The organism is Sphingomonas sp. 22176 (assembly GCF_052045505.1).
In the GTDB taxonomy this organism is placed as follows: domain Bacteria; phylum Pseudomonadota; class Alphaproteobacteria; order Sphingomonadales; family Sphingomonadaceae; genus Sphingomonas.
This window is the reverse complement of the sequence record NZ_JBQEPL010000011.1, coordinates 26,020-43,505: the sequence shown is the minus strand read 5'-3', so window position 1 is coordinate 43,505 and position 17,486 is coordinate 26,020. Positions and strand designations below refer to the sequence as shown.

Sequence of the window (17,486 nt, the reverse complement as noted above, 5' to 3'; positions counted from 1 at the left end):
GCGTCAGGCCAACCGTCAGAGGGCGATCTCGCCTTCGTCGCTGCCATTCCAATAATGCAGCCGCTGCGCGCGGACATGGATCATCACCACGCCCGGCGTGTCAATGCCCTGCTCGAACCAGCGATCGAGATCCTTGGTCCAGTGCTCGGCGAACTGCGCCTTGTCGCGCACCAGATCGGCATCACCCTCGACCGCGACGAACAGCGGCGGCCCCCCGAGCAGCCCCGCCGCACCGGTGAAGGTGAGGCCCACCCGCGGCTCCGCCTCGATGTCGGCGATAGTCCGCGCGCTGTCATAGCTGAAGAAATAGCTGTCGCCGCGATACTCGACCTCGCCGTTGTTGCTCATCGGGCGGCTCGCAATGGCGCCCCCGTCGGTCCGGGTGGAGAGCATGCCAAAGTCGATCTTGCCCATCTTCTTCGACAGGTCTTCCAACGTCATTTCCGCCATGATGCATCCTTCCACACGACCGGGCGCTCCGGCCGGATGCTTCAACCATGCCGAACGGTGTCGGTTGCGCCTGCTTCCCCTTTCGACGGCCGCAAAAAAGTTAATCCGCTTTGAACCATTCCCGCGCGGGCCGGCACTGACGGCATGCGAACGCTTCCGGCCGCGGCGTTCCCCCTGTGCGCGGCCGAGGCGGACGTGCGTGTCCGATCCGGTGCCTGCCCCCTGTGCACCGGATCGGACCAATCAAGGGAGAACCAATTGATGCGTATTCTGTTGGGCGCTGTCGCGCTCGTCTCGCTCGCCGCCGCGCCCGCACTGGCGCAAACACAGTCTCAGACGGTCACCGACGCGACCGGCGACTTCCTCTCGGGCTATACCGGCCCGAAGCTCGCCGACCTGGACGTCACCAGCTTCTCGGTAAGCTATGACTCCGCCGCCAAGCTGTTCACGCTCGGCACCACCTTCGCCGGCGCGATCACCCCGGGCACGCCCGGCTTCTATGTCTATGGCGTCAACACCGGCAAGGGCGCGATCCGGCCGTTCGGCAGCATCGGCCAGGGCAATGTGATCTTCGACCAAGCGATCGTTGTGCAGAAGGACGGCACCGGCTCGATCGGCGGTACCGCGCTCGATTCGAACTGGGTGGCGATCGCCGGCAACATCCTGACCGTGAAGGTGCCGCTGTCGCTGCTGCCGAGCACCGGCTTCGCGCCGGGCAAGTACGGCTTCAACCTGTGGCCGCGCACCGGCTTCAGCAGCAGCGCCCAGATCAGCGACTTCGCGCCCGAGAACGCCACGCTCGCCGCCGCCGTGCCCGAGCCGGCCAGCTGGGCGATGCTGATGCTCGGCGCCGGCGCCGCGGGCGGCATGCTCCGCTATCGCCGCCGCCGTCAGGCGACCCCCGCGCTCGCCTGATCGTTCGCCGCCGGCCGAGCCTGGAAAACCATCCGGCCGGCGAAAAAATGCACCTCGGGTCGCACCGATTGAACCTTCGCTCCCCTACACACCACTAAGGGGGAGCGAAGGCAGGTGCGTGACACAGAACGACGAACAGGCGCGGCGATCGAGCTCACGGCAGGACGACGAGGAAATGGGCCTCGTCGCCGCGGTGCGCGCGCGCGACCTGCGGGCGTTCGAGCAGCTCTATCGCCGCTACCAGCCGCGGCTCACCCGCTTCGTCGGCACGCTGCTGCGCTCGCCCGGGCTGGTGGAGGAAGTGGTCAACGACACGCTGATGGTGCTGTGGCAAAAGGCTGGCGACTTCACCGGTGCGAGCCGGCTGTCGACCTGGCTGTTCGCCATCGCCTATCGCAAGGCGGTGCGCGCCCGGGCCGGCGAGCCGCTGCTCCCCGACGACGCGGCGGTGCTCGCCGACATTACCGATGACGGCACAGCGGATGCGGGGCTGTCGCGCGACCGTACCCGCCAGGCGCTGCAGCGCGCGATGGGCGTGCTCTCGGCCGAGCATCGCGCGGTGGTGGACCTCACCTATTTTCACGAGATCGGCTATCGCGAGATTGGCGAGATTCTGGGATGTCCGGTCGATACGGTGAAGACGCGGATGTTCCATGCCCGGCGCCAGTTGCGGCGTGCGATGGCGGGCGAATTGGCGGACTGGATCTAGACGATGGGCGACCTACTCCATTTGCGCGGCGATCCGCACGAAGCGACGATGCTGCTGCTGCCCTGGTATGTGACCGGGGAAATCGAACCCGGCGACCGGCTGCTGGTCGATGCGCATCTCGCCGACTGCGCCGACTGCCGCGACGAACTCGCCGCCGAGCGACGACTGCACGGCGCCGTTGCGGACCTGCCCGCGCCGAGTGCGGCCGGCTGGGACCGGATGATGGCCGAGCTTGCCCGGCCCGAGGCGCCGGCGCAGCTGCCGCGAAGTTTTCTCCGCCGCGCCGGCTGGATGCTGGCGGCGCAGGCGGCGGTGCTGGTGCTCGGCGTCGGCGTGGTGCTGCACCTCCAGCGCCAGGCGCCGTCGGTCGCTACCCCCCAATCCTATCATGCGCTGGGGTCGCCGCAGCAGGGGCAGGCGGGCAACATCCTGGTGATGTTCGCACCCGACACCCGCGAGCCGGCGCTGCGCAAGGCGATCGAAGCCTCGGGCGCGCGGCTGGTCGACGGGCCGACGGCGGCGGGCGCCTATCTGCTCGCCATCGCCCCGGGCGAGCGCGCGGCGGCGCTGGCCCGGCTGCGAACGCAGGCGGGGGTAACACTGGCGCAACCGATCGACGCTGCGCCATGAAATGGCTGCGCGCGGCCCTGCTGCTCCTCCTGCTCGCAGCGATGCCCGCGCAGGCACGCGCCGCCGCGGACGACGCACCGCGCATCCTGATGATGCTCCGCCTTGCCCCTGCGCATTTCCGCGCCGGCAGCGGCTATGGCGGCGGCTATGGCGAGGACCAGTCGGCGGCGGCGCGGCGGCGGATCGCGGCGGCGGTGGCCAAGCGCAACGGGCTGCGTCTCGCCGGCAACTGGCCGATGCCTATGATCGGGATCGACTGTTTCATCCTGACGATCCCAAAGGGCCGTACCCCCGCCGAGGCGGCCGCGCAGGTTGCTCGCGATCCGGCGGTGGAATGGTCGGAACCGATCGAGACCTTCGAGGCCCAAGGCGATCCGACGCCCAATGATCCGCTCTATCCGGCGCAACCCGTCGCGCGCGCCTGGCATCTGGCGATGCTCCACCGCACCGCCACGGGTCGCGGTGCGCGGATCGCGGTGATCGACAGCCAGGTCGATGCCCGGCACCCGGATCTGGCGGGGCAGGTCGAGATCGAGCGCAACTTCGTCGACGGCGCGAACGTCGCGGCGGAGCGGCACGGCACCGGCATCGCCGGGGTAATCGCGGCGCGACGGGACAATGGCGTAGGCATCGTTGGTATCGCGCCCGGCGCCAGGTTGCTCGCGCTGCGGGCCTGTGCGGAGCAGGGGGCGGGCCCCAGTGCCGCGACGCTCTGCGACAGCCTCAGCCTCGCCCGCGCGGTGACCTTTGCGGTCGAGCAGCGCGCCGACGTGATCAACCTCAGCCTCGCCGGCCCCCCGAGCCGGCTGCTGGAGACGCTGCTGCGGGTCGGCGTTGCGCGCGGGGCCACGGTGGTCGCAGCCTATGATCCCAAGTTGCCCGGCGGCGGCTTCCCGGCCTCGATGCCGGGCGTCGTCGCAGTGGCAGAATCGGCGGTGGGGCAGGCGGGCGGCCCCTATGCCGCACCCGGCCGCGATATCCCCACGACGCAGCCCGGCGGCCGCTGGTATCTGGCGAGCGGTTCCTCCTATGCTGCCGCCGAGGTGAGCGGGCTGATCGCGCTGATTCGGCAGGAACATACGCAAGGCAGACGAACCGCGCTCGTTTCTGCTAGACCCGGCGGCGGAGAGATCGATGCCTGTGCGAGCGTGGTGGGGAAGGCGAAATGCGCAGGTCTGCGTCGCTGAGGCGCTGCTGGCGCTCGTACTGCTGAGCGCCGCCCCGGCGCGGGCGCAGTGGAGCGGGCAGGTTTCCCTCACCACCGACGAACGCTGGCGCGGGCGCAGCATCAGCGCGGGGCGCCCCGCCGCGACGCTGTCGCTCGGCTATGACGATCGCTCGGGTGTCTATGCCGATGCCTCGGCCACCGCGGCAGCGCTGCCGCAGGGCCTCTCCCTGGTCTCGGCGGGCGTGGATGCCGGCTATGCTTGGCGGTTGTCCGGCGGGCGCGTAGTCGATGTAGGGGTAACGCGGCGCGAGTTCCGCAGCGCCGCCACGACGCCGCGCGGGGCGGGCTATACCGAAGCCTATCTCGGCATTGGCGGCCGCAGCCTTTCGGCGCGGCTCCACTATTCCCCCGATTATCTGTGGCGCAATACCTCGGCGCTGTACGCGACGCTGGACGGCGTCGTCCGCCCGGCGCCCGGCTGGCGCCTGCTTGCCCATGGCGGCGCGATGCAGTTCCTCGGCACGGTGCCGCGCTACAGCGCGGATCGGACGCAGTTCGATTACAGCCTCGGCGTGGCCAAGCGCTTCGGAAGGATCGACGCCCAGCTCGCCTGGACCGGCGGTGCCCCGGGTACCGATTTCTACCGCGGCGCCGAGCATGCGCGCCGGGCGGTCACGCTGGCGCTATCGCTCGGTTTCTGAAGGGCGGGCGGGCCCGGTGCTGTCGCGCAGGGTCAGCCTATGGGGGAGGCGCAGCAACGGCGTCGTCTTGCGGTTCTCGGCAGGACGGGTGAGCAGCTCCACGGCGGCCGCCGCCATTTCGACATGCGGCTGGTGGACGGTGCTGAGCGGCGGCCAGGCCATGCGCGCGATCGCGGCATCGTCGAACCCGGCGATCGAAAGCTGGTCGGGCACCGCGATACCGGCACGCATCGCCGCGACCAATACGCCGAGCGCCATCTCGTCATTGGCGGCGAAGATCGCGCTCGGCCGGTCCGGTCCCGACAGCAGCGTTTCGCCGGCGGCGAGCCCCGAGCGAAAGGTGAAGTCGCCGGGCAATGTCCGCTCCGGCCGTACGGGCAAGTTTGCCGCCACCATCGCCGCTTCGAACCCTTCCTGACGCCGCGCGGCGGCATGGTGGTCGGGATTGCCCTGGATGAAGCCGATATCGCGGTGGCCGAGCGCGATCAGCGCCTCGGTCAGCTCGCGCGCGCCGCCGCATTCGTCCATCTCCACCGCGGCGGTGCGCGCCTCGGTGTCGCCCGGCGAGATCCGCACGACGGCGACGCCCATCCGCGCGAACAGGTCGAGCAGCTCGGGCCAGTCGCACAAGGGCGGGGGAAGGATGGCGCCGCCCAGTCGCATCGAGCGCAGCGACGCCTCGCACTCCTCCAGCCAGCCTGGGCGGTCGCGGGTCACCTGCTCGACGACGAGATGGTAGCCGAGCGCCCGGCAGCGGGCGAGCGCACCGCGCTGGACATCGGCGGCATAGGCCGAAGCAGGGTCGTCGAAATAGAGGCCGAGCAGGAAGGAGCGGGCGCTGGACAGCTCGCGCGCAAAGGCATTGGGGCGATAGCCGAGTTCGTCGACCACCTTCTGCACCGCCGCGCGAACTTCGGGGCGGACATAGGCCTCGCCATTGATCACGCGCGACACGGTCTTGGGCGAAACGCCCGCCTGCTGGGCGACGTCCTTGAGGGTGAGCGGCTTCATGCGTGCGCAGTCTTATCGTTTCACGGGCGATAGCGCTATCATCAACGCGAAGCAGGCGATCCCCAGATAGCACAGCAGCGGCAGCCCCAGCGCTGCGGCGAGCCCGACCCGGTCGGCGAGCGCGCCGGTGGCCAGTGGCACCACCGCCCCGCCGACCACCGCCATGCACAGGATCATCGAGGCATAGGCGGCCAGCCCGCGCTCCTCGGGCAGCGCCAGCGCGAAGATCGTCGGGTACATGATGGCATTGCACAGCCCCACCGCGACCAGTGCTGCAGCGCCGATCACGCCATGCGCGCCGCTCGCCACGCCGACCAGCAGCACCGCCGCCAGCGCCATCCCGGCGAGCAGCCGCGCCGGTGCGATCCGCGCGAGCCCCAGCGCGCCGGCGAAGCGGCCGAGCATCGCCCCGCCCCAATAGAGGCTGACCAGCCGTCCGGCGCTCGCCGGATCGATCGCGAGGATCGTCGGCAGCGCGAGGTAGTTTGCGAGCAGGCTGCCGATCGTCACCTCCGCGCCGACATAGCCGAACATCGCCATACTGCCCCAGGCCAGTCGCCGCGCGCGCAGCACCCGGCCGAGTGCCGCCAGCGGCAGCCGCGCCGGCGCGGGGTGGGACGCCAGCAGGTCACGCGCGCGCCAGAAGACGAGACACAGCCAGCCGAGCACCAGCGCGCAGGCAAGAAACGGTAGCGCCAGCGGCACCCGTCCCATCGCGCCGAGCTGGAGCAGGAAGCCCGCGCCGATCAGCGGCGCCAGCACGGTGCCGACCGAGTTGAACCCCTGGAGCAAGGTCAGCCGCGCGGGACCGCCGCCTTCGGTGGCGACCAAAGGCTGCACGACATTCGCGGCGATCTGGAGAAAGGTGATGCCGGTCGACAGGCTCAGCACCGCGAGCAGCAGCAGCGGATAGCTCCCGATCCAGGCAGCGGCGCCCAGCGCCACGCACGCGATCGTCATCACGCCCAGCCCGGCGGCGATCGCGCGCATATAGCCGGTGCGGACCAGCAGCGCGGTGATCGGCACCGCGAACAGCAGATAGCTCGAATGGAAGGCGAATTGGACCAGGACGGCGCGGGTATAGTCGAGCCGGTCGATCAGCGTCAGCCGCGGCACCAGCAGCCCCACCAGCGCGGTGACGAAGCCGCCCATGAAGAAGATGCCAATCGACCGGCGAAACAGCCGCGCGACCATGTCCGATGCCGAAGAGGGGAGGGAGTTCGAAGCCACGCCCGGACCTTAGCGGCCGTCGCTGCGCAGGCAATGCGGATTGGCTTTGTGCTTGACATCGATGTCAGATGTATTCAGACATCGCTGTCAGATAACAACGCCGCAATAATGTGGTGATCAGGGGGAGAGGACATGCTGGGCATTGCTGCCGTTTGCTGCGCACCTGCGCCGACGCCCCTCTCCACCGATCTGTGCTTTCCGGTTCCGGCCCCCTCCTCAAGGGCGGATTACCTGCGGCCGTCGCCCGCCCCGATGGGCGGCGGCCGTATTTTTAGGGCCGTGCCTTTCCCCCAGCATCAGGAACTCCCGCGCCGATGAACGCTGCCCGTGCCCTTGCCCTGCTTCTTCTGGCCGGAACGGCGCCCGCCGCGTCCTATGCGCAAAGCGCGTCCCCGGCATGGCAGGACAGCAAGCTGGCGCCCGAAGCGCGCGCCGCCGCGCTGGTCCGGGCGATGACGCATGCCGAGAAGCTGCAGCTGATCCACGGCCTGTTCCCGCCGCGCGCGCAGCCCGCGCCTGCGGACATGATTCCCTCGGCCGGCTATGTGCCGGGCATCCCCCGGCTGGGCATCCCGACGCTGCGCGAAAGCGACGCCAGCCTCGGCGTCGCCAACCAGGTCGAGCAGCGCAAGGGCGATGTCGCGACCGCGCTCCCCTCGGGCCTCGCCACCGCCGCGACCTTCGACCCCGAACTGGCCCGTGCCGGCGGCGCGATGATCGGCGCCGAGGCGCGCGCCAAGACCTTCAACGTGCTGCTTGCGGGTGGGGTGAACCTGACCCGCGATGCGTGGAACGGCCGCAATTTCGAATATCTCGGCGAAGACCCGATCCTCGCCGGCACGCTGGCGGGCGCCGCGATCGACGGGGTCCAGTCGAACCACATCGTCTCGACGATCAAGCATTTCATCCTGAACGCCCAGGAGACTGGTCGCGCCGTGCTCAACGCGCGGATCGACGAGGCGGCGTTGCGGGAGAGCGACCTGCTCGCCTTCGAAATGGCGATCCGCGCCGGCAAGCCCGGCTCGGTGATGTGCGCCTATAACCGCATCGAAGGCGATTACGCGTGCGAGAGCGCGCGCATGCTCACCGACGTGCTGCGCCGCGACTGGGGCTATACCGGCTGGGTGATGAGCGATTGGGGGGCGGTGCACTCCACGGTCAAGGCGGGGATGTCCGGGCTCGATCAGGAATCGGGGCAGGAACTCGACCACGAAATCTATTTCGCGCCGGAGAAGATCGACGCGGCGATCAAGGCAGGTCAGATCACTGAGACCCGCCTCGACGAGATGGTGACGCGCATTCTCACCGGCGTGATCGCCAGCGGGCTCTACGACTATCCGACGCCGGCCACCGCCCAGCCGATCGACTATGCCGCGCATGCCGAGGTCGCGCAGCGCGTCGCCGAGGCGGGCATGGTCCTGCTGCGCAACCAGGGCGACCTGCTGCCGCTGGCGAAAACGGCCAAGAAAATCGTGCTGATCGGCGGCCATGCCGATGTCGGGGTGCTGTCGGGCGGCGGGTCGAGCCAGGTCCGCTCCGTCGGCGGCGCGCCGGTCGAGATCCCGCTGACCAGCGGCGCGGCTGCGTCGTTCGCGCGGGTGACGTGGCATGCGTCGTCGCCGCTCCAGGCGATCCGCGCCAAGGCCCCGCAGGCACAGGTGACCTATGTCGACGGCAGCGATCCCGCCGCCGCCGCGGCTGCCGCGCGCTCGGCCGACATCGTGGTGCTGTTCGCGACGCAGTGGGCGACCGAGGCGCAGGACCTCGACGCGCTGGCACTTCCCGACAAGCAGGATGCGCTAATCGCCGCGGTATCCAAGGCGAACCCGAAGACGGTGGTAGTGCTCGAGACCGGCGGCCCGGTGCTGATGCCGTGGCTGGAGCAGGTCCCCGCCCTGCTGCAGGCCTGGTATCCCGGCCAGCGCGGCGGCGAGGCGGTCGCCGGCATCCTGTTCGGCGACGTGAACCCGTCGGGCCGGCTGCCGATCAGCTTTCCCAGGAGCGCCGACCAGCTGCCCCGGCCCAGGCCGGTGGTGCCCGCGGGGCTCAATTCCAACGCCGCGAGCGACGCCGGTGCCGGCGACGGCAGCGCGCTGCCGAGCTGGGACGTGACCTACAGCGAAGGCGCCAATGTCGGCTATCGCTGGTATGCCGCCCAGGGAACGCAGCCTTTGTTCCCGTTCGGCTATGGCCTCAGCTACACCCGGTTCGATTTCAGCGGTGCGCGCTTCACCGGCGGTGCGGCGCCGTCCGTCACCGTTACCGTCCACAACCAGGGCGCGCGGGCGGGTGCCGTCGTGCCGCAGCTCTACGTCACCGGGCCCGAGGGCGGGACCCCGAGGCTCGCCGCGTGGAAGCGCCAGGTGCTCAAGCCGGGCGAGACCGCACAGGTCACGCTCGCCGCGGACCCGCACGCGCTGGCGCGCTGGAAGAACGGGCGCTGGGTGATCGCGCCCGGCAAGTATCGGCTCGCCGTCGGGCAGAATTCCGCTTCCGCGACCATGGTTCGCGAAGTAGAGGTGCCATCCGGGGCGATTCGCAAATGAAAACATAACGAAAGGGGAAAGTGTGAAGAAAATTAGGACAACGTTGTCGCCGGCCTTATTCGGTACTCAGCGGACCAACAGGGCCTAACGGCCCGTTCAGGAGGGGAAGAGACCCAATGCGTATTCGTTCGTCATCGCGCGTTCGCGCGGTATCCATGCTCGCCGTCGCGACGGCACTTGCCATGCCCGGCATCGCCGCGGCGCAGACCAGCACCGCAACCGACTCTGCCGCCGCTGGCACCGCGCAGGACGCGGGCCAGGACAGCGGCGAAATCGTCGTCACCGGCATCCGCGCCTCGCTCGAGCGCTCGATCGCGCTGAAGCGCGATTCGACCGGCATCGTCGACGCGATCTCGGCCGAGGACATCGGCAAGTTCGCCAACACCAACCTCGCGGAATCGCTGCAGCGCATCACCGGCGTGTCGATCGACCGCGTCAACGGCGAAGGCTCGACCGTGACGGTCCGCGGCTTCGGCGCGCAGTACAACATGGTGACGCTCAACGGTCGCCAGCTCGCGGCGTCGAACATCGTCGCGGTGGGCGGCGACCAGGGCGGTGACGGCGCTGGCGGCTTCGGCCGTTCGTTCGACTTCGCCAACCTCGCCTCGGAAGGCGTGAAGACGCTGGAGGTCTACAAGACCGGCCGTGCCGCGATTCCCTCGGGCGGCATCGGCGCCACGATCAACATCGTCGGCGTGCGCCCGCTCGACGGCAAGGCCGGCTTCACCGGCTCGGTCGGTGCCAAGGCGAGCTACGACACCTCGGCCGACGACTGCATCAGCTGCGGCAGCCACGTGACCCCGGAATTTTCGGGCGTCGCCAGCTGGAGCGACCAAGAGCAGCGCTTCGGCGTCAGCCTGTTCGGCAGCTACCAGAAGCGCAACTTCAGCTTCCCGAGCCAGGCGAACGATTACTGGAACATGCGGAAGCTCTCGGACTTCCTCGATCCCAGCAAGGGTTTTGTCGGGCCCGGCACCAAGTTCAACAACACGCCGACGGATCCCAATACGCTGGTCGCGGTGCCCAACGACTTCCGCTACCATTATTCGGAAGCGAGCCGCGAGCGGATCAACGGCCAGGCCGTGGTGCAATATCGCCCCTCGGACAGCATGACCTTCACCGTCGACGGGCTGTTCGCGCAGCTGCGCTCGTCCGAGCGGCGGTCGTCGCAGTCCAACTGGTTCAGCCGTCCTTTCGATGAGGTCACCTTCGACGACGCCAGCAACGGCATCGCGACGACCAAATATCTGCACGAGACGATCAACGGCGTGAAGGACGAGGCGTTCGAGCAAGCCTATCGCGCGCAGAAGAACCGGCTCTGGGACATTGGCGGCAACCTGAAGTGGCAGCTGGCGGACAATTTCTCGCTGAACGTCGATGGCCATTTCGGCAAGGCGGAGAGCCTGCCCGACAATCCCAACGGCCAGACCTCGACCACCGTTGCATTCAACGGCAACATCGTGTCGTCGCACGGCCTGAGCTGGGACAATGGTGGCTTCCCGACGCAGACGTTGACGATCAACGATTGCTCCGCGGCGGCTACCCCGAAGCCCTTTGAGAAGCCCTTCACCACCGGCAACTGCAACGGCGTGTTCGACGCCGGCGATCTTTCCAGTGCGGTGCAGCGGCAGTTCGCCTCGACCCAGTCGCAGAAGATCAAGGAAGGCCGCATCGACGCGGGCTGGGATCTGGGCAGCGGCAGCCGCCTCGATTTCGGCGGCGACTATCGCTCGACGGAGACGCGCCAGACCCAGTACAATACCCGCCAGGTGCTGGGGAACTGGAACAACGCGCTGCCGCCGGACATCGCCGCCTATGCGCCGGGCCTGGTGCAGCAATATTGCCTGTCCTGCCAGTTCCATCACAACAACGCGGCGGCCGACGCGCTCGGCAAGGTCGCCTGGCGCACCGAAGACGCGACCAAGCTCTACAACGCGCTGTACGGCCACTATATCAACGCTGCTCCCGACGGTGTCGACCATGCGAACGTGATCGATGCCAATAACGATAACCGGGTGAAGGAAGACATCTGGGCCGCCTATGGCCAGCTCACCTGGAAGGGGGAACTGGCGGGCCGCAACGCCACGCTGGTGATGGGCGTGCGCTACGAGCACACCAAGGTGAAGGCGACGTCGTTCCAGACCATCCCGCTCGCGTTGGTGTGGGATGCCGACAACGACTTCTTCATCACCAACTCGACCGACCGGCAGGCGGTGACCGGCCGGGCCAGCTACGACAATCTGCTGCCGCAGATCGACTTCCAGATCGAAGCGGCGAAGAACCTGATCGGCCGTGTCTCGTACAGCAAGACGATCTCGCGGGCGCCCTATGGTAGCCTGTTCGCCTCCACCGGCGTCGGCGCACTCAACAACCCCACGTCGCTCGGCGGGGTCGCGACCGGCAACCAGAACGATCCGGGGCTGAAGCCGCTCGATTCGGACAATTTCGACGTCTCGCTCGAATGGTATCCGCGTCGCGACGTGTATCTGTCGGTCGGCTTCTTCGACAAGCGGGTGCATAACTTCATCGGCAACACCGTCGTGCAGCGCAACCTCTTCGGCCTGCGCGACCCGACCGCCGGCCCGCTGGCGCAGGCCGCGCGGAACATCGTCACGGGGCTGGGTGGGGACATCACCAACGTCAACCTGTTCACCAGCGCGGCGATTCTCCAGCAATATGGCGGCAACGTCGCTCAGGCGACGGCGGAACTGCAAAACCACTATGTGCCGACGACGCGAACGTTCGACACGCCCTATGTCGGCCAGACGCTCGGTGCGCTGAACGTGAACCCGACCTCGGCAGATCCGTTGCTCAACTTCTCCGTCAACACGCCGATCAACAACAAGGATGCCGAGATCTACGGCGTCGAGCTCGCCGGCCAGTATTTCCTCGGCAATACCGGCTTCGGTATCGCCGCGAGCTATACGCTGGTGCGCGGCAATATCGGCTTCAACGTCACCGCCGACCCAACGGCCAACCAGTTCGCGCTCGTCGGCCTGAGCGACACCGCCAACGCCACGCTGATCTACGACAAGCACGGCATCTCGGCGCGCCTGTCGTACAACTGGCGCGGCAAGTTCCTGAGCGACGTCAACCGCGGCGGCGATCACAATCCGGTGTTCAACGATCCGTACGGCCAGGTCGATCTCAGCATCAACTACGACCTGACCAAGAACATCGCGCTCAGCTTCGAAGGCATCAACCTCCTCGAGGAAGGCGTCCGCAGCTACAGCCGCGATTACATCAACACCTGGTACGAGTCCGAAGGCTCGGCCCGGTATCTCGTCGGCGCGCGCTTCCGCTTCTGAAGCCCGCCTGTACAACAGGGAAAGGCCGCTCGCTTCGGGCGGCCTTTCTCGTTTAAGGTTCGCACATCATGCCTCGCGCCGTGCTCAACAATATCGACCATGCCGATCTCCGGATCCGGCTCGACCGTGGCGCCGCGTTCGGTGACGCGGTGAACCAGATGACGGTGTTCCCCACCGAATTCGAAGCGCTTCAGCGCGACTATGTGCTGATCTTCCGTCGCGACGCGGACGGCAGCTGGCGCTCGACCGTGCTGCTGGGGCTCGACACCGACGAGAATCTGTATCTCGACGGCAACCGCTGGGATGCCGACCAGCTGCCTGCGCTGATGGAAATCGGCCCCTTCTCGATCGGCCTGCCACGGCCCGGCGAGGCTGGCGAGCCGATGATCCATATCGATACCGATCACCCGCGCGTCTCGACCAGCGAAGGTGCGCCGCTGTTCCTCGATCACGGCGGCAACGCACCCTATCTCGATCGCGTCGCCGCCACGCTGCAGGCGATCTATGTCGGCGACCAGCTTTCGGCACCGATGTTCGCGGCGTTCGAAGCGGCCGGGCTGATCGAGCCGGTCACCTTCGACATCGAACTCACCAGCGGCCGTCGCTACAAGGTGCCCGATTGCTGGGTGATCGAGGGCGGCCGCTTCGCCGCGCTCGGGGCAGAGGCATTGGCAGCGCTGCACGCGCAGGACTTCCTGCGCTGCGCAGTGTGGCAGCTTTCCTCGCTCGGCAACCTGCCGCGCCTGATCGCGCGCAAGGAACGCCGCGAAGGCTGAGGACAGAAGCAAACAAATTTCGGAGGGGATCAGCGATGGACGAGCAGGAGTTTCGGGTGGTGATCGCCGGCGGCGGCACGGCGGGCTGGGTCGCGGCGGCGGCGCTCGTACGGCATCTGGGGCCGAACCTCGACATCACGCTCGTCGAATCCGATGCGATCGGCACGGTGGGCGTGGGCGAATCCACCATCCCCACCGCCTGGACCTTCCACAAGCTGCTCGGCATCAACGAGCAGGTCTTCCTCCGCGAGACCAATGCCACGTTCAAGCTCGGCATCGCGTTCGAGAACTGGCTGCGCGACGGCGCTCGCTATTTCCACCCGTTCGGCTCGGTCGGCCGGGCGCTGCCCTTGTGCGATTTCCAGCATTTCTGGTTGGAGGCGCAGCGGCGTGGCTTCGGCGGCGCCCTGGAGGACTATTCGCTCGAAACCCAGGCGGCGCTGGCCGAGAAGTTCGCCACCGGCGATCCGATGCCGCTCGCCTATGCCTATCATCTCGACGCGACCGCCTATGCCGCGTTTCTGCGCGGCCTGGCCGAACCTGCGGGTGTGCGCCGGGTCGAGGGCCGCATCCTCGAGGTCGAGCAGGCGGCGGATGGCGACATCGCCGCGCTGGTGCTGGAGGGCGGGCTGCGCATCGAAGGCGATCTGTTCATCGACTGCACCGGTTTCCGCGCGCTGCTGATCGAGGAGACGCTCAAGACCGGCTTCGACGACTGGAGCCATTGGTTGCCGACCAACCGCGCCTTCGCGGTCCAGTCCGAAACGACCGAGGCACCCGTCCCCTATACTCGCGCGATCGCGCACGGCGCCGGCTGGCGCTGGCGGATTCCGCTGCAGCACCGGATGGGCAATGGCTTCGTCTATGCCAGCGATTATCTGTCGGACGAGGAGGCGAAGGCGCAGGTGCTCGCGGCGGTGCCAGGGCGGGCGCTGTTCGATCCGCGGCTGATCCGCTTCACCACCGGCATGCGCAAACAGGCGTGGAACCGCAACTGCATCGCGCTGGGCCTGTCGAGCGGATTCATCGAGCCGCTGGAATCGACCAGCATCCACCTGGTGATGATCGCGGTGACGCGGCTGCTGCAGAACTTCCCGTTCCGTCGCGACATGGCGGCCTTGTCCGCCCGCTTTAACGCGCAGTCGCGCGCCGAATCGGAGCATATCCGCGACTTCATCATCCTCCACTACAAGCTGAACGACCGGCCCGAGCCCTTCTGGCGCGACCATGCCGCGCGCGCGGTGCCGGACAGCCTGGCGGCGCGGATCGCACTGTTCGAGGAAAGCGCCTCGACCTATCAGGAAGGTACCGACCTGTTCCGCATCGACAGCTGGAACGCGGTGATGCTGGGGCAGGGCGTGGTCCCGCGGGACCACCACCATATGCCGGCGCAGATCCCTAGCGAGGATCTGGAGCGCGCACTGGGCGATCTGCGCGCCGGAATCGCGGCGCAACTCGCCAAGCTGCCGGGGCATGCCGAATTCATCGCGCGTTATGCGGCGGCCAAGGTGCCGGCGGCTGCCTGACCCAGGCGCTTAGCGGCGGCTGCCGATCAGCGCGAGTTCGGCGACGCGCAGGCTCAGCTGGTCGGCGGCGGCAGGATCGGCCTCGCCCCAGGCGAAGGCGGGGCGGGCATTGCCCAGATCGGCGCGGACGCGCCGCGCCACCTGCTCCAGCTCATGCGGAGTCGGCGGGCGCCCTTCGGCGATGCAGGCGATCACTTCCGGTGCGATCGTGCTTGGCATGGCGAACATCCTTACCCCTCCCGGTACTTTGCGGAAGCTGGGGACGAATGAACGCGAAAAAAGGTCCATAACGGCGCGCTTGCGACGAACCGCGCGGCCGCTAGGATCGGTGCCAATGTCCTCCCCCGCGCTCCGCATCACCGGCCTGCACAAGGCATTCGGCAAACCCGTCATTTCCGGTCTCGACCTCACCGTCGGGGCGGGCCAGCTCTATGCGCTGCTCGGCCCCAACGGCGCCGGCAAGACGACGACGCTGCGCATGGCGGTGGGGCTGACCGAGCCCGATTCCGGCAGCATTGAGATCTTCGGCGTCGACGCGCGGCGCGATCCGCAGGCGGCCAAGGCGATCACCGCCTGGCTGCCCGACGAGCCGATGCTCTATGACAAGCTGACCCCGGCCGAATATCTCGGCTTCGTCGCCGGGCTGTGGCGGATCCCTGCCGATCGCGCCGCGCCCGAGGCCGAGCGGCTGCTCCGTTGGCTGGAGCTGTGGGAGGTGCGCGACACCCGCTGCGAGGGCTTTTCGCGCGGCATGCAGCAGAAGGTGGCACTGGCCGGTGCGCTAATCCACGATCCGCAGCTGCTAATCCTCGACGAGCCGCTGACCGGGCTCGACGCGGCGATGGCGCGATCGGTGAAGGATGCGCTGCGCGCTGCGGTCGACCAGGGCAAGACGGTGATCGTGACCACCCATATCCTCGAGGTCGCCGAGCGGCTGGCGGACCGGATCGGCATCATCGCCGGCGGCCGGCTGCTCGCCGAGGGCACGCTGGAGGAATTGCGGGCGCTCGCAGGGGCCGACGAGGCGACGCTGGAAGACACCTTCATCCGCCTGACGAGCCGCCCGTGATCGGCTGGACCATGCGGCGATTGCCGCCGGGCAGTCTCGCCTGGCTGACGCTGCACGAGTTGCGCGGCAACCTGCGCGCTACCGGTCGCAGCAAGCTGGGGCAGGTCGTGCTCGCGCTGGTGCTGCTCGGCTATACCGGGCTGGGCGTAGGGCTCGGGCTGCTGCTGGCGGACGAGCATTGGCAGGCGGGGCCGCTCGCTTGGAGCATCGCGCTGATCGTCTCGATCCTGCTCTTCACCTTCATGACCACCCAGGCCCTGCTTGCCAGCCAGCGGGCCTTATACGGGGCGGGCGATCTCGACCTGCTCTTCTCCGCGCCACTCGATCCGCGCACCGTCGTCTCGGCCAAGCTGCTCGGCATCGCCGGCGGAGTGATGCTGACCTTCTCGCTCTTCCTGCTGCCGATCCTGCTGCCGGTGGCACTGCTCGGCCATCCCGAACTGCTCGGCGCGCTGGCGCTGCTGGTGGCGCTGGCGCTCACGGCGGCGTGCCTGGGGCTCGGCGTTACGCTGCTGCTCGCGCGGACCCTGGGGCCGCGGGCAGCGCGGACGCTGGGGCAGATCCTGGCCGCCTTGACCGGCGCGAGCGTGTATCTCGGCAGCCAGATCCTCAACAGCCAGCACGAGGATCGCCGCGAGTCCGCCGCCGTGCTGCTGTTCGATGCGCTGCGCAGCCGGGGCCTCGGCGGAGGCGGGCTGAGCAGCCTGCCCGGTCGCGCCGCATTCGGCGAGCCGCTGGCGATGGCGCTGCTGCTCGGGGCGGCGCTGGCGCTCTTCGCCCTCGCCTGCTGGGGGATGCGCCACGCTTTCCTGCGCAGCTATCGCGCCGGCGGGGCGCGACCGGCGGCAAAGCGCGCGGCGAAGGGGAACATCGCGCGCCACTTCCATCGCAGCCTTTTCGCCGCGATCTTCGCCAAGGAGCTGCGGCTGCTGCTGCGCGATCCGGCGCTGATCTTCCAGGTGCTGCTGCGCATCGTCTATCTCGCGCCGATCCTGCTGCTCGCCCTTCGCGACCACGGATCGCTGCCATTGGCGCCGACGCTCGCCTTTACCAGCGTGGTGATCGCCGGGCAGCTGGTGTCGAGCCTCGCCTGGCTCGCCGCCTCGGCCGAGGATGCGCCCGATCTGCTCAAGGTCGCACCGGTCGACAAGGACGATCTCGATTTCGCCAAGCTGCTCGCGGCGATGGCGCTGGCGGCGCCGTTGGGCATGCTGCTGCCGATCGCGATCGCGATGGAGACGATACCGGGCGCGCTGGTCACGTTGCTGTTCACCGCCGGGGCGGGCGGGACGGTCGGCTATCTGGAGGTGGCGCACGCCCAGCCGGCACGGCGCGCGACCTTCCAGCGGCGGCAGAAGGGCGGGGGGATCGTCCGCAACCTGATCGAGTTCGTGATCGCGCTGCTGCTCGGGCTTGCCGCCGGGGTGATCGTCTACTTCCTCTGACC

General features: G+C 68.5%; 15 protein-coding genes. 11 read left to right on the top strand and 4 right to left on the bottom strand.

Annotated elements, in window-relative coordinates:
- Positions 1–15: 15 nt before the first annotated feature.
- Positions 16–450 (bottom strand): pyridoxamine 5'-phosphate oxidase family protein, encoded by a 435-nt coding sequence (locus ACTJKY_RS20690; protein WP_440847972.1) that lies wholly within the window; start codon positions 448–450, stop codon positions 16–18.
- Between the two features lie 261 nt (positions 451–711).
- Between ACTJKY_RS20690 and ACTJKY_RS20685 the strand changes: the two genes are divergently transcribed.
- From ACTJKY_RS20685 to ACTJKY_RS20665, 5 genes are all read left to right on the top strand, one after another.
- Entirely contained in the window at positions 712–1,365 is a 654-nt protein-coding gene (locus tag ACTJKY_RS20685; RefSeq protein ID WP_440847971.1) for a PEP-CTERM sorting domain-containing protein, read from the top strand.
- 118 nt (positions 1,366–1,483) lie between these two features.
- Positions 1,484–2,074: an RNA polymerase sigma factor gene (locus tag ACTJKY_RS20680; RefSeq protein WP_440847970.1), complete on the top strand. Its 591-nt coding sequence runs from the start codon at positions 1,484–1,486 to the stop codon at positions 2,072–2,074.
- Positions 2,075–2,077: 3 nt separating this feature from the next.
- The gene (locus ACTJKY_RS20675) at positions 2,078–2,704 is read left to right on the top strand and encodes an anti-sigma factor family protein (protein WP_440847969.1); all 627 of its coding nucleotides are present in this window, start codon (positions 2,078–2,080) and stop codon (positions 2,702–2,704) included.
- Positions 2,701–3,891 (top strand): S8 family peptidase, encoded by a 1,191-nt coding sequence (locus tag ACTJKY_RS20670; RefSeq protein ID WP_440847968.1) that lies wholly within the window; start codon positions 2,701–2,703, stop codon positions 3,889–3,891. Before ACTJKY_RS20675 ends, ACTJKY_RS20670 begins: the two co-directional genes overlap by 4 nt.
- Positions 3,839–4,573: a TorF family putative porin gene (locus tag ACTJKY_RS20665; protein WP_440847967.1), complete on the top strand. Its 735-nt coding sequence runs from the start codon at positions 3,839–3,841 to the stop codon at positions 4,571–4,573. The genes ACTJKY_RS20670 and ACTJKY_RS20665 overlap by 53 nt, the downstream gene beginning before the upstream one ends.
- Here ACTJKY_RS20665 and ACTJKY_RS20660 read toward each other — a convergent pair.
- Together ACTJKY_RS20660 and ACTJKY_RS20655 are read right to left on the bottom strand one after the other, a co-directional pair.
- Positions 4,556–5,584 carry a LacI family DNA-binding transcriptional regulator gene (locus ACTJKY_RS20660; protein WP_440847966.1) on the bottom strand — a complete coding sequence of 343 codons (1,029 nt, stop codon included), beginning with the start codon at positions 5,582–5,584 and terminating at the stop codon, positions 4,556–4,558. The two genes, ACTJKY_RS20665 and ACTJKY_RS20660, sit on opposite strands and share 18 nt — an antisense overlap.
- A gap of 12 nt (positions 5,585–5,596) precedes the next feature.
- The gene (locus ACTJKY_RS20655; RefSeq protein WP_440847965.1) at positions 5,597–6,814 is read right to left on the bottom strand and encodes an MFS transporter; all 1,218 of its coding nucleotides are present in this window, start codon (positions 6,812–6,814) and stop codon (positions 5,597–5,599) included.
- Positions 6,815–7,128: 314 nt separating this feature from the next.
- Here ACTJKY_RS20655 and ACTJKY_RS20650 point away from each other — a divergent pair, with 314 nt between their 5' ends.
- From ACTJKY_RS20650 to ACTJKY_RS20635, 4 genes are all read left to right on the top strand, one after another.
- Positions 7,129–9,360 (top strand): beta-glucosidase, encoded by a 2,232-nt coding sequence (locus tag ACTJKY_RS20650; RefSeq protein WP_440847964.1) that lies wholly within the window; start codon positions 7,129–7,131, stop codon positions 9,358–9,360.
- 116 nt (positions 9,361–9,476) lie between these two features.
- The gene (locus tag ACTJKY_RS20645) at positions 9,477–12,668 is read left to right on the top strand and encodes a TonB-dependent receptor (protein ID WP_440847963.1); all 3,192 of its coding nucleotides are present in this window, start codon (positions 9,477–9,479) and stop codon (positions 12,666–12,668) included.
- 68 nt (positions 12,669–12,736) lie between these two features.
- Positions 12,737–13,444 carry a SapC family protein gene (locus tag ACTJKY_RS20640; protein ID WP_440847962.1) on the top strand — a complete coding sequence of 236 codons (708 nt, stop codon included), beginning with the start codon at positions 12,737–12,739 and terminating at the stop codon, positions 13,442–13,444.
- 35 nt (positions 13,445–13,479) lie between these two features.
- Positions 13,480–14,970 carry a tryptophan halogenase family protein gene (locus ACTJKY_RS20635; protein ID WP_440847961.1) on the top strand — a complete coding sequence of 497 codons (1,491 nt, stop codon included), beginning with the start codon at positions 13,480–13,482 and terminating at the stop codon, positions 14,968–14,970.
- 9 nt (positions 14,971–14,979) lie between these two features.
- On the opposite strand, the gene ACTJKY_RS20630 is transcribed toward ACTJKY_RS20635, so the two are convergent.
- A complete protein-coding gene (locus ACTJKY_RS20630) occupies positions 14,980–15,189 on the bottom strand; it encodes a hypothetical protein (RefSeq protein WP_440847960.1) in 210 nt (69 codons plus the stop codon).
- Between the two features lie 115 nt (positions 15,190–15,304).
- On the opposite strand from ACTJKY_RS20630, the gene ACTJKY_RS20625 reads away from it, so the two are divergent.
- Positions 15,305–16,039 (top strand): ABC transporter ATP-binding protein, encoded by a 735-nt coding sequence (locus tag ACTJKY_RS20625; RefSeq protein WP_440847959.1) that lies wholly within the window; start codon positions 15,305–15,307, stop codon positions 16,037–16,039.
- Positions 16,036–17,484 carry a hypothetical protein gene (locus tag ACTJKY_RS20620; RefSeq protein WP_440847958.1) on the top strand — a complete coding sequence of 483 codons (1,449 nt, stop codon included), beginning with the start codon at positions 16,036–16,038 and terminating at the stop codon, positions 17,482–17,484. The genes ACTJKY_RS20625 and ACTJKY_RS20620 overlap by 4 nt, the downstream gene beginning before the upstream one ends.
- Positions 17,485–17,486 lie beyond the last annotated feature (2 nt).

What these genes read in the sequence shown, in the direction of transcription:
- ACTJKY_RS20690 (WP_440847972.1), bottom strand. Translation starts at nt 450, where the DNA reads ATGGCGGAAATGACGTTGGAAGACCTGTCGAAGAAGATGGGCAAGATC.
- ACTJKY_RS20685 (WP_440847971.1), top strand. Translation starts at nt 712, where the DNA reads ATGCGTATTCTGTTGGGCGCTGTCGCGCTCGTCTCGCTCGCCGCCGCG.
- ACTJKY_RS20675 (WP_440847969.1), top strand. Translation starts at nt 2,078, where the DNA reads ATGGGCGACCTACTCCATTTGCGCGGCGATCCGCACGAAGCGACGATG.
- ACTJKY_RS20670 (WP_440847968.1), top strand. Translation starts at nt 2,701, where the DNA reads ATGAAATGGCTGCGCGCGGCCCTGCTGCTCCTCCTGCTCGCAGCGATG.
- ACTJKY_RS20665 (WP_440847967.1), top strand. Translation starts at nt 3,839, where the DNA reads ATGCCTGTGCGAGCGTGGTGGGGAAGGCGAAATGCGCAGGTCTGCGTC.
- ACTJKY_RS20660 (WP_440847966.1), bottom strand. Translation starts at nt 5,584, where the DNA reads ATGAAGCCGCTCACCCTCAAGGACGTCGCCCAGCAGGCGGGCGTTTCG.
- ACTJKY_RS20650 (WP_440847964.1), top strand. Translation starts at nt 7,129, where the DNA reads ATGAACGCTGCCCGTGCCCTTGCCCTGCTTCTTCTGGCCGGAACGGCG.
- ACTJKY_RS20645 (WP_440847963.1), top strand. Translation starts at nt 9,477, where the DNA reads ATGCGTATTCGTTCGTCATCGCGCGTTCGCGCGGTATCCATGCTCGCC.
- ACTJKY_RS20640 (WP_440847962.1), top strand. Translation starts at nt 12,737, where the DNA reads ATGCCTCGCGCCGTGCTCAACAATATCGACCATGCCGATCTCCGGATC.
- ACTJKY_RS20635 (WP_440847961.1), top strand. Translation starts at nt 13,480, where the DNA reads ATGGACGAGCAGGAGTTTCGGGTGGTGATCGCCGGCGGCGGCACGGCG.
- ACTJKY_RS20630 (WP_440847960.1), bottom strand. Translation starts at nt 15,189, where the DNA reads ATGCCAAGCACGATCGCACCGGAAGTGATCGCCTGCATCGCCGAAGGG.
- ACTJKY_RS20625 (WP_440847959.1), top strand. Translation starts at nt 15,305, where the DNA reads ATGTCCTCCCCCGCGCTCCGCATCACCGGCCTGCACAAGGCATTCGGC.